The organism is Parabacteroides sp. TM07-1AC (genome assembly GCF_003480915.1).
Taxonomy (GTDB): domain Bacteria; phylum Bacteroidota; class Bacteroidia; order Bacteroidales; family Tannerellaceae; genus Parabacteroides; species Parabacteroides chongii.
In genome coordinates this window covers 109,762-135,768 of record NZ_QUKD01000014.1, presented here as the reverse complement: position 1 = coordinate 135,768, position 26,007 = coordinate 109,762, and the positions used below count along the sequence as shown (strand labels likewise).

Sequence of the window (26,007 nt, the reverse complement as noted above, 5' to 3'; positions counted from 1 at the left end):
AAAAAGCTGTAAAGGTCCGGCAATAGTTATTGCTCCCTTACAGCTTTTTATTTATCAAGTCTTATCCCGGATTACAGGATCACCTTAAACCGTTCATCTCCGATAAGGACAATATAGGTTCCGGAAAGCAGCGATATGAACCGGTCGCCTGCCTCCGACCGGAATTTCTTCTGCAATTGTCCGCTAAAAGTATAAACAGAGACCTCCTCCGGTCGGTCAGTACGGATAAATAACCGATGATTATTTGCCCATACCTTTATACCCGACTGAATCTCAGCATTCGCCACCGGATCGGGGTTCTTTACAACCCCATCGATACGAATCTCAACATCCGTACGAACATACTTTATGATATAAGCGCCGTCACTGCTACGCGGTTCGATCGTTTCATGGCGGCTGGTCGTTACAACCAGCTTCGACTGGTCGTAATCCTTCCCGATCGTGAGATAGAAACGGAAGCTGTCCCATGCTTCCACCTTATAATCGCCCGCAACGGGATCGGTCGTTACGCCATCTACCGACGGCAGCGTGACTGTATAATAGACAGTGGGTTCTTCCGGTTCCACAGGAGGATTAACAGGTTTATCGGGTTCCTCGCTTTTATTTTTAACCGTTACTCTCACTATATATGGATCGGATTCCTGACCGTCCTCTATGCGCTGCAGTTTATAACTGATATCGAATGTGCCTGTCTGACTCCAAATAAATGATTCTTTATAATCATTCTCTGCCTTTGTCAGAGCACCACCTTCCGATTTAATCAGAAAGCCGCTGGGAGCCGTAACAGTAACCTGGTCGATATAAGCGCCATCCTCAATCGTTCCGGAAAGAATAATCTTCTCATTGGCTGCCACATTATCTAAAATACTAACCGTTACATTCTCAGTGACAGTCATGGAATAATTTTTATCAAACGGATCATTTAGTGTTAAATTATTATCCATAATTTTTTTACCATCATCAAGCTTTAAATCTCCACTAAATTCCAGCATCTCATTATTCACTGCGCCTGTTACTTCATACTTCGGTTTATAAGTTTCTGTTTCATTCGGGAAAATTATCTGACCGGGTAAAGGATTAACTGTCAATGATACCTTTTTGATAGTAAATACGGCAGTCTTTGCTTCTGCTTCTGCATAATTATCATTTCCGGTAAAGCTGGCTGTCACCTTATACTCGCCTGCATATTTAGGGGCTTCGCCATCATTCGAAGCACCACTGTTGTCTGCAGTTGTCGATTCATATTGACCATTATCTGTCTTGATTTGATACGAAAGACCGACAACGGCATCCTTTATCTCATTACCACTCTCATCTTTTACGAAAGGAACAGTTATATCAATTACTTTGCCGTTATAAGTTCTATTTGGTATAATAACAAATTCATCGATACTGCTTTTCCCTTTGGCAATATTGATAGGAACCTTTGCTTCTACTTCCTTCATACAATCAACACTGCTTATAGTAATAGTAACAGTAGAATTATCATCTATCGCTTTCTTAGGAGTACCGGTTATTTGCTTATCTAATATAGACAATCCATACTTTTCAAGATCTGAAGATGCATATATAATATTATCTTTATAAGAATCAGTACTTAATAATTTAGACAAATTATAATTTATCTCTTTCCCATAAGTTCCATTTAAAGTAGGAAGAGATTTTACCAGTTTTATTTCATTCTCTTTCCAATTGGCATAAAGATCAATGGAGCCTGTAATATTTTCTACCTTTTGACCATCGCTTGCCTTATCATGCCATCCGTCTATTGAATAGTATTGACGTGTGAAATTGGAATAAGAAGGTATTGAATTATGTGCTACCTCAACATCTTCTGATTCATCACTATTATTATGATGATACGTAACTGTGTAAATTATATTCTCTATTCCTTTAATAGTTCCATTATTCGTTAATGTTACCCCTTTTCCTAATGTAAGTTTTTGATCTTCTTTAATAGTAAGTGTTTTCCCTTTAGGTATTTCTGCATTTGTTTCTAATCTTTGTTTACCATAGACCTGTCCGTTATATCCATCGAAGATAATACCTTTCCAATTTTCTTTATTGCTTTGATCCGATATACTAGAGACATTGATAAAGGCATTACCATTTTTAGCAGAGAAAGTACCATTATTCTTACCATCATATCCTTTACCTATTCCTGCTCCCAAACCTGCTATAGGAGCATTAACAACACCACCTGTTATTGTTATTTCACCTCCATCACCATTCGATCCTCCGCCTATCTGTGCTCCCATATTTCCTCCCTCAGCAGTAACAGTACCTCCTGTTATTGTTATAATACCTCCTGCTCCTCTACTTCCTCCGCCTCCTATCCCGGCTCCGCCACCATCTCCTCCAGTAGCATTAACGATACCTGTTTCTATTGCTATAGTACCTCCATTACCATTACTTCCTCCGCCTATCCCAGCTCCACTAGTTTTTCCAATAGCTTTAACATTACCTCCTTGTATTATTATAGTACCTCCTGCACCACTGGTTCCTCCGCCTATCCCGGCTCCATTATTACCTCCAGTAGCAGTAACAGTACCTCCTGTTATTGTTATAGTACCTCCAGCACTACTGGATCCTCCGCCTATCCCAGCTCCACTACTACCTCCGGTAGCATTAACAGTACCTTTTGTTATTGTTATATCACCTCCAGTTTTACCGGATCCTCCTATCCCGGCTCCACTACTACCTCCATTAGCATTAACAGTACCTCCTTGTATTTTTATAGTACCTACAGCACCATTCGATCCTCCACCTATCCCGGCTCCACTATTACCTCCGGTAGCATTAACAGTACCTCCTAGTATTATTATAGAACCTCCAGCACCACTGGATCCTCCACCTATCCCGGCACCAGAGCTACCTCCATTAGCATTAACAGTACCTCCTAGTATTTTTATAGTACCTCCAGCACCACTGCGACCTCCGCCTATCCCAGCTCCTTGACTACCTCCAGTAACATCTAATACTCCATCACCCTTTATAGTTAGTGTTGAACCTTCAGGAACTTGCAATCCGGCTTTCAAATTTCCACTTTTTAATACATTCGTCCCTTCAAGTGTCAAATTAACTGTCCCTGCCTGAATTTCGAAAGCACAATTTGGGAACTTACTTACATCTATCTTCAACCCACTAATCGTAATATCAACCTCTTTATCGGGAGCATTAACAATTACTTTATTAGCTCCCTCATAGTTTTCAAACTTATAAGTGCCTGCTTCAGTAATCGTTACTTTACCACTGTTTAGATCAGGATTCTCATCTGCCCTCCCCATAATAGGGAAGGCAAAGATGAGACAAAAAATAAAAAATATATATCCCCTCAATCTCCTTTTCATACCTTCTCAGATTTTAATTATTCGATTACCGGTCTATCTTCGCCACCACTGCCGCTACCTGAATTGCCGCTGTCGGGATTCGGCTGGCTGTTTTCGGGATTGTCTGCCGAACCTCCTTTGCCTTTACCCAGGCGGTTGGAGATTTCACGGCGGTATTCATTGATCATCGCGTTCCACCAGGAGAAGAGTTCCACATAATCGGCATCTCCCTTATAGTTGGCAACCGCATTCAGACGTTTCACCAAAAGATCGTATTTTTCGATTACTTCCTTGCGCGTCACCGAAGTTTTACGTACACGGACACGCATTCCGGATGCGTCGAACCGTTTGTTTTTAAGCATGATACCTTCATTCAGCTTGGTCTGCAATTCTGTGATGCGACCGGTATATCCTAGTGTAGTAATATACTCCTTATAAGGAGATTCATTGGAAGAATTGATCAGCCTGGTAGTCCAGGTGAGCAAGTCATCATAGATGTAACGTGATATATTCGCATATGCCTTCGCTAGAGGCATGGAGCCCAGGGCTGCCTTTCTACGTTCGGGGTTTTCGCTGGTGCAGTCGCCCTTCAGCAACGAAAAGAACCCCGTACGCATATAATTAAGTGAATTTTTAATTATAATTTTCTCTTTCGTATAGACTTCTTCCGTAATCTTTGTCTGACTATTTTCGAAATCATCCGTACTATGTTCAAGATCGTCTTTCTGTTTTTTGAAATCGATCGGAGAGATGTTATATTCAGATAATTTCAAAAGAACAGTCCTGGCGACAGTCGTCAATTGACCATTTGTCAGATTCGACTTAGGTAGATATTGTATCTCTGCCATAATAGTTCGTAAGTTTAAGATTTATACTAGTAAATTGTTTATTTTATCATGAATGCGTTTTCAACTCGGATATAGATTTACGCAAATTGAGCGCCATGCAGATGTATTCACGCCGGATTCATAAGAATTTGACATCCAATACATGTATTCACGCCGGATTTTCGAAAATCCGGTCTGAAAAAGGTCTTTTCGACGCCAAAATTTAGAAAATACGGTGCCGAACACCGGAATTCGACCTTAAATTTTCGAAAATCCAGCGTGAATACCGGTATTACGTACCATCTGTGTACAAATCTGTTTCCGATTTTTCATTTCATTCGTCTTATTTTATAATTTTCGATGATTAATAGTAATGACTAGTTTAATCGTTCGTTTTTTCTAGTCACTCTACCGTTAAATTATTTCATATAATTTAACATAATACAATTTACAGATTGATTAATATTCAATTGATAGCTAATATTATATTATTTCATAATAATTCTGCAAATGTTTTGATATGTGAAAAACAATAACGTCCTTTGTGACTAGAAAAAACGAACGATTAAATTAGTCACTTTTCATTTCTTATAAATTCATTATAATTCAACGCCCACGCTGCATAAAAAAGCCTGAAACGCAATATACGCTCCAGGCACAAATTTGCTATCAATACTTTATTAAATCCTTGCTGTTATATAATCGATAATATCCAGGCAGAGATTGGTTGTCAGGTCGTTCGTATCTAAGTCGGGATTGAGTTCCACCAAATCCAACGACTTCACAAGATTTGTTAAAAGGATATGATTGACAAAATCCTTAAATTCATCGGGTATAAGCCCTTCGCTGACCCGTGTTCCTGTTCCCGGAGCAAACCGCGGATCGATACTGTCCACATCGATACTGAAATGGACATTACGTATTTTCCTTTCCTTCAGCTTCCGTTTAATATCTTCGGCTACAAAATCGATTCCCTTCAGATGGATCGTATCCATGGTGTAAACACTCAGACGTTCCCGTTCGATGAGAGCCTGCTCGCCTTCGTCCAGGCTGCGGGTTCCTACGAGGAACACATTCTGCGGATTCACCTTATTGCCGGGGGCATAGATATTGACAAGTTCTTCGCTTCCCATCCCCATCAGGGCACTCAACGGCATTCCGTGGATATTCCCGCTGGGAGAGGTTTCATTCGTGTTAAGATCGCCATGCGCATCCAGCCAAATGATCCCGAAATCGTCGAAACATTTCCCTACACCGGAAGCACTTCCCAGCCCGAGAGAATGATCGCCGCCGATAACAAGCGGGAATGCCCCACCGCGCAAGGTGTCATACACCAGCTCCGCCAGGTTATTATTCACCTCGACGATGGCGTCCAGATACTTCATGCTCTTGCCTCGGGCAAATTTATCCGTTTCCGAAACGGGAGGGACATACAGATTCCCCAGGTCGAAGGCACGATGGCCGTTCTTCCGGATCACCTTCATCAATCCCCGTTCGCGCAGATGATTCGGGGCACGCTCTACGCCTTCACGGTCGCAACCCAGATTCAAAGGAACTCCTATTACGTTTATTTTCATATTACAATAATGTGTTAATGTGTCAGGTAGGGGCGGTTCGCGAACCGCCCCTACAAAAATCGGGACAACGTTTCCTTTATTATACCGATCGCTTCCATCATCTGTTCGCGGGTAATGACCAGCGGTGGTGTGAAACGAATGATGTGATCGTGTGTCGGTTTAGCTATCAAACCGTTTTCTTTCAGTGCCAGACAGATATCCCACGCCACCTTTCCGCCGCGAGGTTCGGTAACCACGGCATTCAGCAATCCTTTTCCGCGTACCTGCCTGATCATCGGATTATCTATCTTCTGCATTTCGCTGCGGAACAATTCACCCATCTCGTAAGCATTCTCCGAAAGATGTTCGTCGCGCACCACTTCAAGGGCAGCTATTCCGACAGCGGCAGCCAACGGGTTTCCGCCATACGTGGAACCGTGTTCGCCCGGAGCGATCGTCAACATGATCTCGTCGCTCGCCAATACGGCGGAAACAGGAGTGACACCACCGGAGAGGGCTTTCCCCAGGATCAGTATATCGGGATGAATATGCTCATAATCGCAGGCAAGCAGTTTACCGGTACGCCCGATGCCGGTCTGTATCTCGTCGGCAATGAACAGCACATGATGGGCATGGCATAAGTCGTAACAAGTGCGGAGATACCCTTCGTCGGGAACAACTACACCTGCTTCCCCCTGGATAGGCTCCAACAGGAAGCCGACCACGTCGGGGTCTTTCAAGGCTTCTTCCAACTCTCCTACATTATTATATTGTACTTTGATAAAACCGGGTGTATAAGGCCCGAAGTCGGCATACGAACTGGGATCGGTGCTCATGGAGATGATCGTGATGGTACGTCCGTGGAAATTCTCGCTGCATACGATGATCTTCGCCTTTTCCGGTGCAATGCCTTTGATACGATATCCCCAGCGGCGTGCCAGTTTCAAGGCTGTCTCTACCGCTTCGGCGCCGGTATTCATAGGCAGCAATTTATCGTAGCCGAAGAACTTACAGGCAAACTCCATATACTCGCCCAATACGTCCGAATGGAAAGCGCGCGATACCAGTGTCAGCTTCTGTGCCTGGTCGGTCAATGCCTGGATGATTTTAGGATGGCAATGCCCCTGGCTCAGGGCGGAATAACCGGACAGGAAATCAAAATAACGTTTGCCTTCCACGTCCCACACAAATACGCCTGCTCCTTTTTCGAGAACGACAGGCAGGGGATGATAGTTGTGTGCACCAAACTTCCCCTCACGGGTGATGTAATCTTCCGGTCTCATACTATTTCAGATTTAATTGTTTTGTCAGACTGTAAGCGTTTCATACAGTCATTGTCCCAAAGGTAGCGATTTGAGTGACAGTATGTCACGAAAAAAGATATGTTAAGAAACACAGGAAACTAAAAAAGGGACACCCTCGTGTCCCCTTTTTCATGTTTGGCGTAAAAAATATATATAGTCTTGAGAATTAAATGCGTATTATTTACCGGATGTTTTAAGGCTTACCGGTTTGAACAGGAATAGGAACAAAAACAATAACACCGCTGTACAAATAGAAGATATTATAAACAGTACCGGCCAGTCACACTTGTCACCATCCCGGAAAAATCCTATCAACCATCCATTCCACAATGTACCGATCAGGAAGCCTACACCCCATACCAGGAAGAAAAGAAGCCCCTGAGCCTGTGCTTTCATTTCCTTCGGGGCCACATTATCCGTATAAACCTGTCCACCGACATAGAACAATCCGAAAATCAGCCCGTGTACGATAATTCCGATATAATAGAACCACTGTTGTCCGGTTTCCGCACCGAAAAAGAAGGCTCCGTAACGGACCAGCATAGCTATCATACCAAAGATCAATGTATTCTTAATTCCCGACTTCACAAGGATCGTCGTAGTGATAACCAGGAAAAACATTTCTGCCAACTGTCCGAAGTTCATCGTCACCGTGATATTTCGCACCTGCTCGTCTGCCAGGATCATAGAACCATATACATGATAAAGCGTAAACGGTATAATCGACAGGAAAGTCAGTATCATAAACACCCGGTAGTTCTTATCTTTCATCAACGAGAAAGCGCTGAAACCTGTAATATCCATCACCGATATCTTAGAACTCTTTGCTACCGAAGGTGGTGTATGCGGAAGTGTCAAGTTGGCAAAAGCAGCCACAAAACAGACACCGGCTCCACAATACATCGGCAAATTCGTGTCATCGAACGCTTCCATTCCTAATAAATGGATTGCCACCAGACTAAAAATACCCGAAGCTACCCATCCGACCGAACCGAACATACGTATACGCGGAAACTGCTCGGACGGAGCATGGCTCATAGCAATTGTACTTGTCAGACTTTGTGTCGGCATATGACAAAGCATAGCCATTACTACAAAGAACATCAAAGGAGGAAAATCCTTTTGCTGGGCTGCCAGTAAAAGAAAGACACCCGTTAATATATTTAATACTGCTAATATCTTTTCTGCGGCAAAGTAACGGTCGGCAATCGCTCCGATAAAAGAAGAAGCCATTGCACCGATAGCCATCGCACTTAATACTAAGGAGACCTGATACACTTCCAGCTTAAGCGTGTGTGAAAGATAGGCAGCCAGCGGCACCCACCATACAGCACTTAGCATGTACTGTAAAAACATCATCAGACAGAGCTGAATCTTTGTTCCCATTCCGGTATTAACTTGTTGTGTATTCATGATAGTGATCAAAAAGGTTTCTTATAGTATTTCCAAATCGTTGATCAAAAGTACTTCCTTATGAAAAATATATCTGTTCATTCCAGTTGCATTAATTCCCGTATTTATCTCATTCTGTGGTATTCTCACCGGGTATGATACGATTTTTGAAATCCGTGATACAATAAATGAAAACTGGTAATACAATTTTATATATCTTGCAGTGTCAAACAACAAACTTATTTATGAGACATCTGAAGTTGATCTTATCTATACTTTTCCTGTTCTGTTCTCTCTGCCTTTTTGCTGAAGAAAGCAACTATCTTTTCCGCCATTACCAGGTGGAGAACGGGTTAAGCGATAACATGGTGACCTGTTGTGTGCAGGATAAAAGCGGCTATATATGGATCGGTACGCGCGACGGTCTGAACCGGTTCGACGGATATACCTTTAAAGTATTCCGCAACGACCCCGACGACACGGAATCGCTGGGCAATAACTGGATCACCCATCTCGGATGCGACCATGATGGCAATCTATGGGTAGGTACACTTTCCGGATTGTATCAATACAACGAGACTAAAGAATCGTTCTTGCACGTCCCTTTCACCAAAAACAAAGGGATTGAACTTTTCCAGTTTGACAAGAGCAACCAGCTTTGGCTACTCATGGACGGGACACTGATACAGTATAATGTTTCCGACGGACAGTTCCGCATCTTCGCCGGCAACAACGGACAGACGTATACCTCCTTCTGTATCATGGCGGATAATTCGGTCTGGCTGGGCGATTCGGAAGGTTTTATTTCCCAGTTGAACCCGGAGGATGGCAATCTCGAATCGCATAACCTGTTTGCCCATTCGCCGGAAACCACTTCGCGAAAATTATCTATGTTATATCCTTCACCTTCCTCCCCGAATATCTACGTCGCGTTTGAACACGACGATGTCAAAATATTCAACGTACTTTCGAAAACATACGAGGATCTGAATATCCAGGAGAAAAACCAGCTGACGATCCTGATCAACTGTTTCCTCGAAAAAGACAAGAAAGAACTTTGGATCGGAACTGACTCCGGCCTCTTCATCTACGACCTGGATACAGAAACCTGCAAGCGTATCCGCCAGGACCCGTTGGACCCGTATGCATTATCCAGCCATTTCGTCTCCGCCTTGTTTGAAGACCGCGAAGAAGGAGTCTGGATCTGTTTCCACCAAAACGGGGTAAACTACTACTCTCCTTTCCGCCCGTTCAACGTCTATTACCCCTGGAACGAGACGCATTCGCTGAAAGGGGAAGTAATACGCGATATCTGTACGGACATTTACGGGAATATATGGGTAGGTACGGAAGATGCGGGAGTCAATTGCCTGGAAAAAAAAACAGGTTCGTTCACCAACTACCAGCCGGTCCCCGGTGTAAAAAGCCTTTCACATACCAATATACGCGGACTGGCGGCTTCGGGTGATAACCTGTGGATAGGCCATGTGATACATGGTATCGACCTGATGGATATACGAACGCGGAAAGTCATCAAACATTATGACCTGCTGAAAGACGCACAAACGGTAAAGAACAGTACGGTGCGATGTATCAAAGTCTTACGGGAAGGCGAAGTCCTGGTAGGAACGGAAGACGGCATTTTCCGCTACGACTATCTGAACGATCGCTTCGTCTATGCACCTCAGTTCCCGCCGTTTGCGGTAAACTGCCTGTACGAAGATCGGTCAGGAAAAATATGGCTCGGCATGTTCAATCGTAGCTATTACTTTAATACAACCAGTAATACAGGTATGTATCTCCAATACGACAAGCTCAATACCCAACGTCATAATTCGGTCAACGATGCCTGCGAAGATAAAGCCGGGAACATGTGGTTTGCTACGGTAGAAGGAGTCATCAAGTATGATTTTCAGACCGGAGAATCACTGCATTACACCGTAAAGAACGGTATGCCGAGTAATGTGGCTTTCCGTATCCTGCCGGATGACAATAATTGTCTGTGGATCAGTACGGCAAACGGGCTGGTCTGCCTCGACACGCAAACAGAAGAAATCATGACCTATACCGAAGCCCACGGCCTCGTCACCCGCCAGTTCAATTATAACTCAGCATTTAAGGATGAAGACGGCACACTCTACTTCGGTTCAATAAAGGGATTTATCCATTTCAAGCCGACGGATATACGCCCGGCAGCCGAAAAGATGGACGTTCGCATCAGTTCGCTGGAAATACAGAACGGAATGGGGGGACGAAAGATCATCAACAGCTCTTCGCTTTCCGAAGTCGGGAGCATCACGTTGAATCACGACCAATCTTCTTTCAACATCAATTTTTCAGTTCTCAACTTCATTGCCCCGGGATCTATCCAGTATGCTTACCGGATGGTGAACCTCGACAAGGACTGGATCGCACTGGGCGAACGTAATATCGTCTACTTCACCGACCTGCACCCCGGAGAATATACTTTTGAAGTAAGAGCCGCCAATCTTTCCAACAGTTGGGGAGACGAAATCACACGCTTGCACGTCCGGGTACTTCCTCCCTGGTGGGCATCCCGTCCGGCTTATGTAATCTACTCTATCCTCGCCCTGATGATCATTATCTACCTGATTATTTACTGGCGAAGAAAAGAGAGAAAGAAAATGGCATACAACATGCAAATATTCGAAAACAACAAGGAGAAAGAGCTCTATCAGGCAAAGATCGACTTCTTCATTAATATAGCACATGAAATACGTACACCGCTTACCCTGATCAAAAACCCGTTGGAACGTTTGTTGAAATCGGAGAAGATCGGAGAAAAGGAAAACAACTCCCTGCTGCTGATGGACAGGAATGTTTCCCGCCTGTTATCCCTTGTCAATCAGTTACTGGATTTCCGGAAAACGGAAATAGAAGGATACCGCCTTAATTTTGTGCGCACGGAAGTAGTATCTCTTCTGTCCGAGACCGCCAAACGCTTTCAGGATATTGCCACAGAAAATAACCTGTTGCTGAACCTGGATTTATCCGTACAGGAATTATATGTTTTTGTCGACCGCGAAGCACTCACCAAGATTATGAGCAACCTGTTCTCGAATGCCGTCAAATATGCAGCTAAAAGCATCGTGGTTCGTCTGCATCTGTCTGCTGACTATGAAACGTTCATGATCGACTTCATCAACGACGGAGTACCTGTTCCGACAGAAATGAGGGATAAAATATTCGAACCGTTCTACCGCATCAAAGGGAACGAGGACAAACCGGGAACCGGACTGGGCCTGCCTCTGGCACGTTCGCTGGCGGAAATGCACCACGGTACACTGGCACTGATCGACTTTTCCAACCAGCAGACCCTGTTCCGCATCACTTTACCCGTCAAACAGACCGGTGCAGTGAAAACAACCGAAGAGGAACCACAACCCCAGATCTCCCAACCCAAGCTGTCGTACATCGTCGAAGAGGGCCGTCCTACAGTCCTCATTGTCGAAGATAATAAAGAAATGAGCGCCTTTATCGCCGACGAAGTCAATGAGAACTATAATGTCCTGCTGGCAGCCAATGGCTCGGAAGCACTGGAGTTGCTCAAAAAACAGAGCATACAGTTGATCATAAGCGACGTTATGATGCCTGTCATGGATGGTTTTGCCTTATTGCAACAGGTAAAAAGCGATATCGAATTCAGCCATATCCCCGTCATCCTGCTAACAGCCAAAAACACCATGCAATCACGCCTGGAAGGACTGGAACTCGGAGCGGATGCCTATATCGACAAACCGTTCTCCACCAGTCTGCTAATGGTTCAGATATCGAACCTGATATCGAATCGGGATAACATCCGGAAGTTCTACTTCAATTCCCCGATCGCCAATATGAAGTCGATGGCCTACACCAAGGCAGACGAAAATTTCCTTGAAAAGCTGAACGATATCATCAATGAAAACATCGGCAACCCGGAGCTGGATGTCAACAAGATCGCCGACCTGATGCATTTAAGCCGGCCGACATTGTATCGTAAGATACGTGCCATCTCTGACCTGACCCCGAACGAACTGATCAAGATCAGCCGTCTGAAGAAAGCCGCAGAACTTCTCCTGCAGGGAAATATGAAGATTTATGAAATATCGGAAGCGGTAGGTTTCAGTTCGCAGTCCTATTTCTGGTCAGCCTTTATTAAGCAGTTCGGCATGAGCCCGTCGAAGTATGCGAAAGAGAACCGGTAGCCCCGAATCAGTCTTTTCCCTAACTAAAAAGCAATTAATTATTACGAAAAGTTCTTGTTTTCAAAATAAATCGTACATTTGCAATGTTTTGCTCCCGGCATAGTATTCGGGGGCTACATTGCTAAATGACTAGATAAAACGTTCGTTTTATCTAGTCATTTTTTTCTTCTGTTTCAGTACTTATCATCCTTCCTTTTTTATTCAGAAAAACACCTGAATATCAAGATTAAAACCGTTTTAGGTTCCAGTGCCACACTCATAAATCACATGACTAGAAAAAAGGAACGATTAAATTAGTCATTCTTCAACTTTCAATTTGCTCTTCTTCCCGTGAAAAAACAATCATTTTAATGTCAATTCAACCAATTATGAAGAACAAATTACAAGGATGGCTCGCGCCGAATACCTTAACGGAAGATCCGGACGATCGCATCCTCATCCTTAAATCGGCAGGCACGGTAAACGACGCACGTATCTACGAAGAGATGCGCAACGAAGACACCGGCTTACGCAAAGAAACTATGGTTCACGTAGTTACACTCTACGAACGTATCGTTGCCCGTTTCCTGATGAACGGCAACAATGTCAATACCGGACTCTTCTATGCCGTCCCCCGTTTTACCGGAATCATCCAGGAAGGACGCTGGAACCCGCTGATCAACGATATTTATGTCGATTTTACACAGAATCGCGTCTTGCGCGAAGAAATCCGTAACACACAGGTGGAAATCCTCGGCGAAAAGCCCAGCTCAGTCTACTTTGCCAGCGCACAGGATTGCAGTACCGGACAGACCGACGGCCACCTCAGCCCGGGGCGCAACTTCCGCCTCACCGGCTCGTATATCCGTGTGGATGGAGACAATGAGAACGTGGGTATCACCCTGCGCAATCTATCCGACGACACTGTCACGAAGGTGGAACCCGACATGTTCGGAACCAACAACCCTTCGGAAGTGATCTTCATCGCTCCCACAGGATTGAAAGACGGTGAATACGAACTGACACTAACCACTCAGTATTCGGGCAGTACCAAACGCCTGCTGAAAACACCGCGCAGCATCAGCCGCACCGTGTACGTAGGCACCAAGAAGGACGATGACGACGACCGTCCCGTCATAGAATAGCCCCTTTCCCTGCCTAAGGAGCACAGGCAAAAGGCGAACCAAACTCAAAGAAAGCTTATACAAACACTAAACAAGTATTAATATGAAACAGAATTACAAAGCATTCGCCCCGGATATCTCAACCGGTGGCACAACAATCAAAGATGTGGGGAAACAACGATTCTCCCGCAAAAGTTCTAACTCGTCAAAGCTCTGGAGGCTGCTGATTTGCCTCATGGCAATCGTGATGCCGGTAGGGGCTTGGGCTGAGGGAAATGGGACAAGTTCCGACACTCCGTGGTCTGGGAATATAAAAAATGTCAAAATCACGCAAGGCGGTGACTATTATTTAGCAGGAACTACTGATGGTCAAATACGGATTGAAACAACAGGAAACGTAACACTGCATATAGCGGGAGAGAACAAATTACATGGAACTCACATAACAGGTATAGGAGAGACAGGCTCTTGGCCTGCCATAGGTACCAAGAATTTATCTAACCTCACAATTGCATATTGGGATAAAGATCATAAAAACACTCCTTCTTACCTTTATTTGGTAGCTGGGAATACTGTCACAAACAAGGAAGGTCTCAGACTTGAAGGTAATTGTAATTTAACAATAACAGGTCCTGTGGCTGTTGTTGCACAGAGTGGAACTGAAGCCCCCCCCCACAGTCCTGCTGTTAACATGAATAATGCAATTGTCACCTTGAAAGATGGAGCTTATTTCTCTTACAACAATGCCGAGAATCCTAAACACCCTGATAATTGGAAAATCGAGAATTTCGCATCAGCAGGGGATGAGGCATTGAGACAGATTGGAACAAAACTTGGAACAAATAATCCTATGCAAATCAATGTTGATTTTAGCCAATTTACCCCATCTGAACTCTATAACGATTATGTTCATGGAGAAATAGGAACTCAAAAATTCATTACAAAAGCAACCAGCGATAAGTTTACTTTATTAGTTCCTAGTAGTAATATGAATTATTATGGGGAATTAGAAACGGATAATGAGAAACTGCCTTTTGCTTTAAGGAATAGTGATGGTACTCAAATGCCAAAAGTTTATGCAGGGGCTGCTACTAGTAGTGGTAATTATTATGCTCAAATAAAAGATATACAACAAGGAACTTACAACCTTAATGTATCTCAGTATCCCCATAGCGGTCAATTACAGGCTTCATTAAGTGATATCATAATAAAGGGTGTTGATGATCACAAAATAATGTATATTGCCACAGAGGAAGGACTCGAACTAGATGGTAATAATCATACAATCTGGTTGAAAAACATCACTATCCCTAGTCCTTATCAAATCAAGGTTAACAATGATGTGAGGTTAGGGGAAAAAGTTCTGAATGAAAGTTGTTTTCTTGGAAGTGCGGCAAAGTTTAACGACACGGATGTTTACTATTGCATAATCAACTATAGAAATACTGATTTAGAAGAAAAAAGTGATATCCGGATTTATGACGAGAGCGGCACAAATCCGGTTAACTATCCTCAGACTTTAGATACTGAAGAAATGCTCATTTATGCATGGTTGCCGAAACAAACAAAGTTTCAAATAAAAAGTAATAATATTACACGTGAGATTACTACCCAGACAGATCATTATCAAGAACTCTATGCCGCAGATCCTGTTATTTGTATCAACAGGAATGACGAAATAAAGAGATACCAAACATTATCTTTAGCATTCAAAGATGTTAAGGATGGTGAAACCATCTACTTCACAGATAATTATAAGGCAGTAAATGGAGGATCAGCTGAACCTAAAGATAACCAAGGAAACTGGACTATCACTGTAAATCAGACTTTCACCCTCAACCTAAATGGATGGCAATTAAGCATCAGCGGACACACAGACTCAGAGGGTAAGCTTCCGTTAATCTCCAGTGGTTTAGGTACACTCGTAATAAAAGATGAAATTGTTAATACAAATGCTACTGACCACGGTAATAATGGTGCTATCACCGGCTCCTATCGGATTGAAGGTATAGTTTATACAGAGCTAGCAAATATAGAACCTCATATCGAAGGCTATAAAGTTGAGGCTCGACAAGCATCAACGAATATAAAAAAGGGACAAAGTATGCCGAAAGTCATCACTTACGACATAAACGGTGCAAAAGTGAATGCGACTAACAATAATACAAATAAATACTGTATTTGGATACCTACAACCAACGATGCAATCGGACCGGTTAAAGATGAGCAAGGTACTATCTTTGCGCAAATTAAGGATGATGAAACAAAAAATTACTCGCTTATTCCATTGTTCGACTTGAATAGTTACAACATCACAGTTGGAACTGATAAAGTATCGTATGCAGACGACTACGAAGTTACCGGTTATGGCACAGAAACAGATCCTGCCGAAATCGTAACAGTAGCCGAAGACAAGTATACTACAGCAAACATCCTAACAGTTAACGGCAACGTTCACGTCCTCCTGAAAGACATCTACACAAGTTTGCAGACAACGGATGGAATGGTTGGTGAGAATAAAATTTCAACCAAGCTGGTAGTAACAGGCAACCAGACAGCCGACATCAAAACCTCCGGTATCAACAGCATCGGTACAATTGAAATTGGTGACGGTAGCACGCTTAAATTCAACCAGTCGGAAGAAACTCCGGCTACAGCTAATGCGTTGAGATTCTTTAGTATCAGCAAAAGTATTTCAGGCTCAAGTAGTAGTAGTGGTACAGGTAAATTAGAGGTAGAAAGCGGCACACTGCTTGCTTATATCCAGGACAATGCAGAAGACCCTATTCAAAACGTTACTGCAACTTATAAAGGAGGTAGTGTGAGAGCGAAGTTTGCAAAGAATAATAATGCCCGTTTTACAGATGGAACACTCCCAAACTCCAAGAATTTATACCGTGTTTCATTCAAAGTAAAAGACTACTATATTCCGTACAACTATGAATATATACCAGAAGGTGGAACTACTCCTCTATCCGGAAAAGTAACCAGCGACAAAAACGGTGAAATCCACTTGTGGATGCCAAAAGCTACTCTAGGCGGTAAAGTGAAATTCAGTTCTGCGGATCAGACTTCTTCTCCTGAGGAAATCATATTCAGCGCAGTTGCAGAGAACGATGACAATATCGCTCCGGCTAATATCGGTTTGTATCCAGGTGATAAAATAGATGCAAACAACAAAATTGGCTCTTTCATTTCTTTGGAAAAAGCATTTGAAGCAATGGAAGAAAATCAAAACTACACAGTCGCCCTATTCACTACACATTCCGAATCGAATACGACTTGTGAGGTTAACGGCAGCCAAGTAACCATCGACCTGAACGGTAACACGCTTACTTGCCACAATGTAACGTTTAAAACGGAGGAGCAAAACTTCATGTTGATAACAAACAAAGGCACCGACAGTGGCAGCGACAAACACGCCACCATCAACGGTGACATCGTCGTTTCTCAAAACGTGTATATCGGCAAGGACGTACACATGGAGGGCGTACATGTGGATATGATTAATCCAACCCTAGGAGAAGAGCCGTATAAGAACGTACGCAGATTACTGGTGAAGGGATTAGAAAAGGGCAATACATATACTTACGAATTTGCCGATCAGAAAGTTGGTTTCACTGTTGGACAACAATTAACTGAAAACAGTCAAACAACAGGCGTTGCCTGCCTATGGCTCGTTGAATCCATGTATCCGCAAGAATTCGTGGTTTATGGCGAAAGTCAGAATGCCGAAAACGGCCTTACCGTCCCTGGTGGTGAATTGGCTATCGTAGCTCATTCGAATGGTTATACACAATTAGTTAAAGGCGGAATTGTAGCAACAGTAACTGTAGACACAGGTACCCCAAGTCCTTACAGAACACTATCTGCTGCGATAAACGCGGCAAATACTGCTACTGGTGATAAGATTGTTATTGCACTTCAGGAAAACATCCAATCTCAAGCTACATTCGAAATTACCAAAGACTATGCCATTGACCTGAACGGTCACGACCTGACATTTACACAGGGTGGTTTCAAGGTTACGAACAAAGATAATACTCTAACCATCTCTAATAACAACAAGCAGACTAATAGTACCCTGACAGGCGTTATCAACATCTCAGGTAATGGGGATGTTATAGTAGATGAGAATGTTACTATCGGTGGTGTTGTTTTGCAACATACAGCTGAAGGTATCAAAACAGTTTATCGTTTGATAGCAAGAGGCAATGATGACTACGACAACAATTGGGTAGAAACTCCGGAGCGCGATACAGATGTTGAGATAGGCAACCCAGCAACAAGCCTATACACCATCCCTGCAGGCCTGGCAAACCATAATACAACAGTAACGATTTATAAAGTTGTTACTATCGGTAGTACGGAGCAGGGAAATAACTGGGACAATATAAAAGACTGTAATATCGTAGTTCCTACAACTCAAACATGGACAGTTCCTAAAAATGAGCAAGGAAACACAATCCACCGTTTAACCATCTACGAAGGTGGTAAAGTTAATACTGAAGCTGGTAAAGCAACCGCTACCGACGGCATTCGCTACATTCGTACATTCACTACAAAACAGTGGTCATTAATCGCCCTGCCTTACACAGCTACGGACATTACGACAACAAACAATAGCGGAAAAGTCGTTTCCATCAGCCCAGCCGCCAACCCGGGCACTTCCGGCGAGTTCTGGCTGCACACTATCAAGAGCGACGGCTCGACAAGCGACGTGGTTAATAGCGAAATGACAGCCAACAAGGTGTATGTGATGAAGACTCCGGCAAATATGACTGTCACTTTCATCTCTGGTCCGAACCAGATGTTGAAACGCAATCAGGAATTGAATCCGGATCCGGTTAGCGGCTTCGTAGCGTATGCTAACGGTACATTAAATGACGTTACTTTAACAAAAGCATTCTACAAGCTGGACGCAGAGGGAAAGAACTTCGAACGTGTTACTCCTACAACAACTACTAAAGCAGATGAAGAAGGTGCCGGAACAGGCGCATCTACAAATGGAACAATCGCCCCATTCAGCGGCTACCTACTTGCAGACGCAGCAACAACCCAAAACGTTGCCCGCTTCAGCCTCCGCTCTACTCCGACAGCCAATGAGGAAATCGAGATTGCGGAAGACGAACTGCAAATCCGTACAGAAGCAGGACGCATCATCCTGACTACCGAAACGCCGGTACAGGTGGTAATCTGCGACCTGAAGGGTACAGTGAAGTTCAGTGGTGAAATCCCTGCAGGCGATTCTTCATACGAAGTAGGCGCAGGAATCTACATCATCAACAACCAAAAGGTAATCGTAAAGTAATAAACAATACTAACAGAATATGTTGAGGAGCTGTCATACTCCTCGACATATTCACTTAACACTAAAGAATATGAAAATAAAATCAAACATATTATTCATCCTGCTGGCTCTCCTTTGGATGCCGGTATGCGGATGGGCACAGGATCTTGTAGATCCGGGCGAAGGTGAAGGTCCCGGTAACTTCGTTGCAGAAATAATAGGAACCGAAAAATACAAATCCCTGAAAGAGGCTTTTGCAACAGCTACTAAAGATCAAACTATCAGTCTATTGGTAAGCCTTCCTTTAGAAGAGGAATTGACAGTAGACAAGGCCATTGTATTAGACTTAAATGGATTGGCTTTGACCGGTAATGAATATGCCGGCTTCAAGTTGGATGAAGATGTTGCCAAACTGACAATCACCAATGGTGCTATGGTCGGCTCTTTCAACGTAAGCGACTTCAACAAACTGTTTGTAGGGAAAGATGTAAACCTGGGTCAGACAGCATTCAAGAAAGATTACAAAGGAGAAGAGTTATATCGCGTATTGGCAGAGACAGATGTAGACCTTACCGAAGTTAAATTCTACAAAGGAAACACAGAGTTAACAAACTACTCGACTACCGACGATGCCATCTGTTTCTGGATACCGGCTTCTCAGGTTTCAGAACCTATCTACTTTACAACAGATGACGCTAAAAAGGTCTATGCAACCGCCTCTATCAGTATCTCCAGTCACAGCAAAGAAACACTCACCTTTGAAGACGTAACAGACGATCCCAATCATCCAATTGCTCCCGACGGTGATTGTGTTATTACATTCGACCAACCGGCAGGTGGAAAGTTGACAGTAACAGCTAATGGAATTCCAATCACAAGCGGAGGGACTGTAACAAAAGGTACTGAAATCACCATCAATGCTAAATCCAATAGTACATATTACCAACTGGCTCTTCTCTTAGCAGGTAATAAAGACTTGACAAGAAGTACAGATAAAAAATACACCGTCAAGTCCAACACTCGCATCCTTGCCGTATTCTTCAACAGTAATACAAGTTCAGGTGGCAGCAGCGGTGGCGGTAGTTGCGACTGCCCAAGCTGGGATTACCTTGATTGGGACTTCGACGATGAGTTTGAAGATTGGATGGATTCCAACTATCCAGGATGGGAAAAATGGTGGAACGGTAACATCAAGAAAGACTTCACCATCCTGGTTCGTAAAACAGGTTTGGGTACCGTCACACCGGGTACTACAGGCGCCAACAGAAGAGAAAACATCACCTTCAAGATCGATCCCGCACAAGGCCAGCAGATTGTCGATGTACGTATCAACGGTAATAGCGTGGGAGCTGTCAATGAATATAAGCTGAAGAACATTCAGGCAAATACCATCGTGGATGTCGTATTCTCCAACATCGCCGTACCTGTTTATACGCTGACATCCAAAGTGATCAACACCAAAGAGGGTACAGCCTCACCGACCAGCGTCCGCGTAACCGAAGGCAGCAACCACGATTTCAACTTCTATCCGAGCAAAAAGAATTGCGTCATCACAGACGTGAAGATCGGGCCGAAGATGGAAGACGAAAAAGAACAGGAAAAGGTTCTGAAGAGTATCGGCAAACCTGAACAGTACATCTTCACAAACGTACAAGCCGACTCCATCGTTGTCGTTACATTCGATTGCCCGACAGCTAACGAATCCATCTCCGCCCCGGACTACATGATCTATACGGAAGACAAAACCGTTGTCGTCAACCCGGAAAACGAGGTAGGAGCCATCAAAATTTACGACCTGATGGGCCGCATCGTTTGCAGCCAAGCAATCGAAACAACTACCCGCATCCCGCTGACAGAAGGTATCTACGTTGTTGTTCTGACCATCAACGACAAACAATACGTAAAGAAAGTTAGTCTATAGGAAGTAATTAAGTAATTAGAAAGCCCCGTTACCACAGTCATCCGACCGGTAACGGGGCTTTTTATGTAATGATTTATATATATCTTATTCCTGATTAGCCAGGTGATTCTTCAATGGGTTGGTATACATTTCCAACATCTTGGTGCGCAGGAAAGCCTCGTCTTTATTCGGCAGGACGATCTTATCCAACTGTCCCTGCAAATACTCCTCAAAATGTTTTTTATCTCTCTGCCCGTAATTGCCACTGAAACGTTTTGTACCCGTCAACATATCATATGCAACATAATTACAAGGGTAGAAACGGTAATGTTTATAGATTTCCTTGTCGATAATAGAAGCGATGGCAGCCACCAGCTCGTTCTTTTCCATATCCTTATCCAAAGCGGCCAACTGGTCGTTGATCGGCTGGGTCAGGGTGAAATGAACACGGCCTTTGTTATTCAGGATACCAGTCTCCATGCTCAGCAGGTCATCGCGCTGACTCTTCACAAATTCAGGATCATCGCGTTTCATCTGGAACTCTTTCGCTTTCAAGAAGTCGCACGGATCATATTCGTAAGAGATGGCAACCGGAAAGATGTTCAGTTCCATTAAATTGGAAACGATATCCTTATCACCACTCATGTTCAACATTTTCAGCACACTACCCTGCGTACGGTCATTCGAATCTTTGGCACGTCCTTCACGCTGTGCGATCCAGATAGACTCTTTTGTTTCGTTGATCGTATGACGGATATAAGCAGACAATGTACGGCTCACATCCAGCATCTGGCGAACAGAAACCCCGCGCTTTACGATGAAACTGTTGTTCAGGCGTACCAATGTCTCGATCCACGGACGGATCATCAGGTTATCGCCTATCGCAACCTGTGTCATACCATAACCCACATCATACAACATAACATTCAGGAAAGAAGCATCCAATACAATGTCGCGGTGATTGGAAATAAATGTGCAAGGTTGTTTGTCTTTTGGAAGGCGGCTACGTCCGGAGATCGTCAGAGAGAAAGTTGTCTTGTTTGCCACGTTCATAACTGCCTCGTAAGCCAGTTTCGATTTGAAATCTTCCTTTGTCTTAAACGAACGCATCGTTTCGGAAAATTCCTTCCAATTCACATCCGGTTTGATATACCGAAAGGCCCGCTCGAAATCTTCGTTGGCAATGAGCGCCTCAATAGCATCCTTTACCTCGTCGTTGTTCAGCGGACGAATGTCGTCAAAATTATAGGAAACTTCTGTATCCATATCTTCTAATTTTATTTACCTGCCTTTTGTAGTTCGTTCTCAATAATGTCAGTCATGACATCTTTGATATCCAATCCGGCAGCCCGAACTTGCTGCGGGATAAAGCTGGTAGCTGTCATACCTGGTGTCGTATTTACTTCGAGCATTTTCGGTTCACCGTCTGCTTCGATAATAAAATCAACCCGGATAAGTCCTTTGGCGCCCAGTATATCATAAATCTTTGATACTTCGCGTTGTACCTTCTCCGTCAGTTCGGGAGAGATACGTGCCGGAGTAATCTCGTCAGACTCTCCGTTGTACTTCGCATCGAAATCAAAAAACTCATTCTTCGTAACCACTTCGGTGAGCGGGAAGATAACTTCCTTCCGGGCAATGCCCCGACTACCGCCTACCTTATAGCAACCGCAGGTTACCTCCGTGCCGGACATAAAACTCTCCAGCAATACCTCATCGCCTTCGGCAAAAGCCTTCTCGATGGCCGGTTGCAGCTGCGAAGCCTCTTTCACCTTTGTTACACCGAAACTGCTTCCCCCATCGTTGGGTTTCACAAAAATCGGTAGTCCCAGACGGCTGACAGCCTCTTCTTCCGTCACCGTCTGTCCTCTGAACAAGCGGATAGAATCGGAAATACTGACACCGAAGCTACGTAGATAATTATTACAAACAAACTTGTTAAAGGTAAGAGCACTCACCAACTGACCGCATGAAGAGTAAGGCATACCTATCATATCGAAATAGCCTTGCAGCCGTCCGTCTTCACCTGGCGTACCGTGAATGGTGATATAAGCAAAGTCAAAGTGCTTAGTTTCACCGCCTTCGCGGAAACTGAAATCATTCTTGTCTATTGGTGTATATTCCCCTCCGGGAAGTTTCACTGCCCATTCGTCCTTTTTAACGATTGCAATATATAAATTATATTTGTCTTTATCAATAAAAGAGTAGATTCCTTCTGCACTTTTTAATGAAACAACGATTTCAGAGGAGTATCCTCCGGCTACAATAGCAATGTTCCTTTTCATCTTTATATCTCTTTAGTTGTTGCATATACCCGCCATTTGTCGATCAGCTGTGTCATGTCGGCTGGTATTTCGGAATCAAAAAACATTTCCTCGCCGGTCGTTGGATGGACAAAGCCCAGCGTCTTGGCATGCAGTGCCTGACGGGGACAAATGGCAAAGCAGTTTTGTACAAACTGTTTATATCTTGTAAAGGTCGTACCCTTCAGTATGTCGTCACCTCCATACCGTTCATCATTGAAAAGTGTATGACCGATGTATTTCATATGTACGCGTATCTGATGTGTACGTCCGGTTTCCAACCGGCATTTCACGAGGGTGACATATCCCAGACGCTCCAGCACGGAGTAATGGGTAACAGCCGTTTTTCCCTGGTCGCCTTCGGGAAAGACCGTCATCTGCATCCGGTCGCGCGGATCACGTCCGATATTGCCTTCGATACGGCCTTCGTCTTCCTTCACGATTCCCCAAACCAAAGCACGATACTCACGCTTAGTTGTCTTATTAAAGAACTGAAGGCTCAGATGCGCTTTGGCTTCCGGCTTCTTAGCCACGACCAGCAGGCCGGAAGTATCTTTGTCGATACGGTGAACCAGGCCCAGAGCCGGATCATTCGGATCGTAGGTAGGATCATCTTTCAGATACCAGGCCAGTGCATTCACCAGTGTTCCGGTATAGTTACCGTGACCCGGATGCACGACCAAACCTGCCGGTTTATCTACCACCAGCAAATCGTCATCTTCGTAAATAATCTTGATTGGAATATTTTCAGGAATAACAGTCAGATCGCGACGGGGGCGCGACATCATGATCGTCACCACATCCTCCGGTTTCACCCGGTAGTTACTCTTTACAGGCTTTCCGTTCGCCATAATACAACCGGCATCTGCAGCCAACTGTATCCGGTTTCGCGTGGCTCCGAACATTCGGTCGACCAGGAATTTGTCTACCCGCAACAACGACTGTCCGCGATCGGCAACGAAGCGGAAATGTTCATACAGCCGGGGAGTACCATCCTCATTCTGTTCTAACAGGCCACCTGCCTGTTCATCATCCATTTCGTCGAAAAATTCATCCATAGTTAAAACCAGTTTTCTTCTTCACTATCCAACGATTCAACAGGCATGACTGACAAAGAGTCCAACGACAGCGAATCGGCAGAGAAATTAGGATCGCCACTGCTCACCTTCAACACCAAAGGGGCTGTCAGTGGGACATGTTCGCCTTTCTCCAGCGTCTTACCACGTAATTCGACCGAAACGGCCAGGTCCTTAAAATCACCAGCCACATATTCGATCTCCACGCTCTCAAATCCGCGGGCACGCAACAGTGCATACGCCTGGCGGAACGACAAATCCTCTACTTCCGGAATCGTTGCCATCTGTGAGGTCAACGCATTCACTGTAATAAAAACAATACGTCCTTCCTTCACCTTCGAGCCTGCCGCGGGCACCAGCTCAACGATTGCGCCCGGCTCTACCTCTTTCGAAAAAACCGAGTCAATCACATTATAACGTAAGTTGTTATTTTTAAAAAACTCAGCAGCTTCTTCCATCTTGAGACCCTTTACATCCGGTACGACCACCGCTTCGTTATGCCGTGTGTATTTATCGAGCCACTTCAGGGTTCCATAAATCAAGCCACAAGTCACGACCACTGCCAGCAGCAGATTCAAGACGTACGGATTCTTTATCAGTTTAACAAAAAAGTTATTCATTTCTGTTTGTTTTTGTAGGCGGGATCAAAAATAGAAAACAAAGCCGTTAAAACAAAGAAAGTAAAGGCTTTTTAGCAAAAACCTCTACTTTCTTATACTAATTTCTTCTAACGGGGATTATCCGTTATATTCGTCAGATACAGTTAATTTAGCTCTTCCTTTAGCACGACGAGATGCCAATACTCTGCGGCCATTAGCAGTAGCCATTCTTGAACGGAAACCGTGCTTGTTCTTTCTTTTTCTGTTGGAAGGTTGGAATGTTCTTTTCATCTTTCTATATATTTATTTATTATTATCTTATATACCAATTCGGGCTGCAAAGATAGAGGCTTTTTTTTAATAAACAAAGAGTTGCAGAAAAAAACTTTATCCACAACGATTTCCCTTTGGTTTAAGGACGAAGCACATCCGTAAATACAGCTTTCTGATTAGTAAACTTCAGTCCGTTTCCATCCTGATACGTTCCAAATTCAGAGATAATAGCACCATTATCACCTGCACGCAGAAAATGAGGGGAGAGAAGTTCTTTCAGCGGGAGAATATCACCGACTTTCATATAAACAAAATTGGAGACAGTAATAGCCTCCTTCTGACTTTCGGGTAATGCAGGAGGGTTGGGAGTCGGATCACCTATTCCAAAGTTATAAGCCGATCCGTTGCGTACCATCCACGATTCGAATTTTGCCGGATATTCAGCAGTCTCCACGTGACGATGTTCAGGAATCATTTGTCCGGGCAACAGATATATTTCATGTCCGAAATGGCGGTTGACTGGATCGTTTACCCAAAAGACGCCCGCCATGCCCACATGTTCAAAATCTCCCAAGCCAAAATCAGATATCCACATGTTCTCTTTCATGAAATCGGTAAAAGGAACTCCATAAAACTCAAACATTTCGAGAAAAGCTTTCAAAGCTACTTCACCATTAAACTTTCCATCTACATAAAAATCCTCATTAGTATACTTCTTAGTAAATACCTTTTCTTTAGTCTGTTCCATATTCTCTTTACTTTTGTTCGTTTCGCATCCGGCGAATCCACCTATTAATAAGATAGAAATCAGGAGGGATACTGAAAATTGTTTTACATTCATTGTTTATCT

Annotated in this window: 15 protein-coding genes; 4 read left to right on the top strand and 11 right to left on the bottom strand. The window is 43.8% G+C overall.

Annotated features, from left to right (window positions below):
* Positions 1-71: 71 nt before the first annotated feature.
* The 5 genes from DXD68_RS22345 to DXD68_RS22325 all read right to left on the bottom strand — a co-directional run bounded on the left by DXD68_RS22345 (position 72) and on the right by DXD68_RS22325 (position 8,429).
* A complete protein-coding gene (locus tag DXD68_RS22345; RefSeq protein WP_122363673.1) occupies positions 72-3,350 on the bottom strand; it encodes a hypothetical protein in 3,279 nt (1,092 codons plus the stop codon).
* Between the two features lie 17 nt (positions 3,351-3,367).
* Entirely contained in the window at positions 3,368-4,177 is an 810-nt protein-coding gene (locus DXD68_RS22340) for a DUF6261 family protein (RefSeq protein WP_122363672.1), read from the bottom strand.
* 659 nt (positions 4,178-4,836) lie between these two features.
* A complete protein-coding gene (gene rocF, locus DXD68_RS22335; RefSeq protein WP_075555711.1) occupies positions 4,837-5,733 on the bottom strand; it encodes an arginase in 897 nt (298 codons plus the stop codon).
* 50 nt (positions 5,734-5,783) lie between these two features.
* Positions 5,784-6,995: an ornithine--oxo-acid transaminase gene (gene rocD, locus DXD68_RS22330; protein ID WP_122363671.1), complete on the bottom strand. Its 1,212-nt coding sequence runs from the start codon at positions 6,993-6,995 to the stop codon at positions 5,784-5,786.
* Between the two features lie 198 nt (positions 6,996-7,193).
* Complete coding sequence (locus tag DXD68_RS22325) at positions 7,194-8,429, bottom strand: MFS transporter (RefSeq protein WP_122363670.1); 1,236 nt, start codon at positions 8,427-8,429, stop codon at positions 7,194-7,196.
* Between the two features lie 224 nt (positions 8,430-8,653).
* Between DXD68_RS22325 and DXD68_RS22320 the strand changes: the two genes are divergently transcribed.
* The 4 genes from DXD68_RS22320 (at position 8,654) to DXD68_RS22305 (ending at position 20,927) form a co-directional block, all read left to right on the top strand.
* The gene (locus DXD68_RS22320; RefSeq protein WP_122363669.1) at positions 8,654-12,613 is read left to right on the top strand and encodes a hybrid sensor histidine kinase/response regulator transcription factor; all 3,960 of its coding nucleotides are present in this window, start codon (positions 8,654-8,656) and stop codon (positions 12,611-12,613) included.
* Positions 12,614-12,981: 368 nt separating this feature from the next.
* Complete coding sequence (locus tag DXD68_RS22315; RefSeq protein ID WP_122363668.1) at positions 12,982-13,737, top strand: DNA-binding domain-containing protein; 756 nt, start codon at positions 12,982-12,984, stop codon at positions 13,735-13,737.
* 670 nt (positions 13,738-14,407) lie between these two features.
* Positions 14,408-19,027 (top strand): hypothetical protein, encoded by a 4,620-nt coding sequence (locus DXD68_RS22310; protein ID WP_147383022.1) that lies wholly within the window; start codon positions 14,408-14,410, stop codon positions 19,025-19,027.
* Between the two features lie 70 nt (positions 19,028-19,097).
* On the top strand, positions 19,098-20,927 hold the full coding sequence (locus DXD68_RS22305) for a T9SS type A sorting domain-containing protein (protein ID WP_158585924.1): 1,830 nt from the start codon (positions 19,098-19,100) through the stop codon (positions 20,925-20,927).
* Positions 20,928-21,011: 84 nt separating this feature from the next.
* Here DXD68_RS22305 and DXD68_RS22300 read toward each other — a convergent pair whose 3' ends face one another.
* From DXD68_RS22300 to DXD68_RS22275, 6 genes are all read right to left on the bottom strand, one after another.
* Positions 21,012-22,172, bottom strand: a complete 1,161-nt coding sequence (locus DXD68_RS22300; RefSeq protein WP_122363665.1) for a 1-acyl-sn-glycerol-3-phosphate acyltransferase — start codon at positions 22,170-22,172, stop codon at positions 21,012-21,014.
* A gap of 11 nt (positions 22,173-22,183) precedes the next feature.
* Positions 22,184-23,191, bottom strand: coding sequence for a D-alanine--D-alanine ligase (locus DXD68_RS22295; protein ID WP_122363664.1), 1,008 nt, complete (start codon positions 23,189-23,191; stop codon positions 22,184-22,186).
* Between the two features lie 2 nt (positions 23,192-23,193).
* A complete protein-coding gene (locus DXD68_RS22290) occupies positions 23,194-24,267 on the bottom strand; it encodes an RluA family pseudouridine synthase (protein WP_122363663.1) in 1,074 nt (357 codons plus the stop codon).
* A gap of 2 nt (positions 24,268-24,269) precedes the next feature.
* Positions 24,270-24,905 (bottom strand): PASTA domain-containing protein, encoded by a 636-nt coding sequence (locus DXD68_RS22285; protein ID WP_122363662.1) that lies wholly within the window; start codon positions 24,903-24,905, stop codon positions 24,270-24,272.
* Between the two features lie 117 nt (positions 24,906-25,022).
* Complete coding sequence (gene rpmH, locus DXD68_RS22280) at positions 25,023-25,175, bottom strand: 50S ribosomal protein L34 (RefSeq protein WP_005633099.1); 153 nt, start codon at positions 25,173-25,175, stop codon at positions 25,023-25,025.
* 121 nt (positions 25,176-25,296) lie between these two features.
* Positions 25,297-25,998 carry a hypothetical protein gene (locus DXD68_RS22275; RefSeq protein WP_122363661.1) on the bottom strand — a complete coding sequence of 234 codons (702 nt, stop codon included), beginning with the start codon at positions 25,996-25,998 and terminating at the stop codon, positions 25,297-25,299.
* Positions 25,999-26,007: the final 9 nt, after the last annotated feature.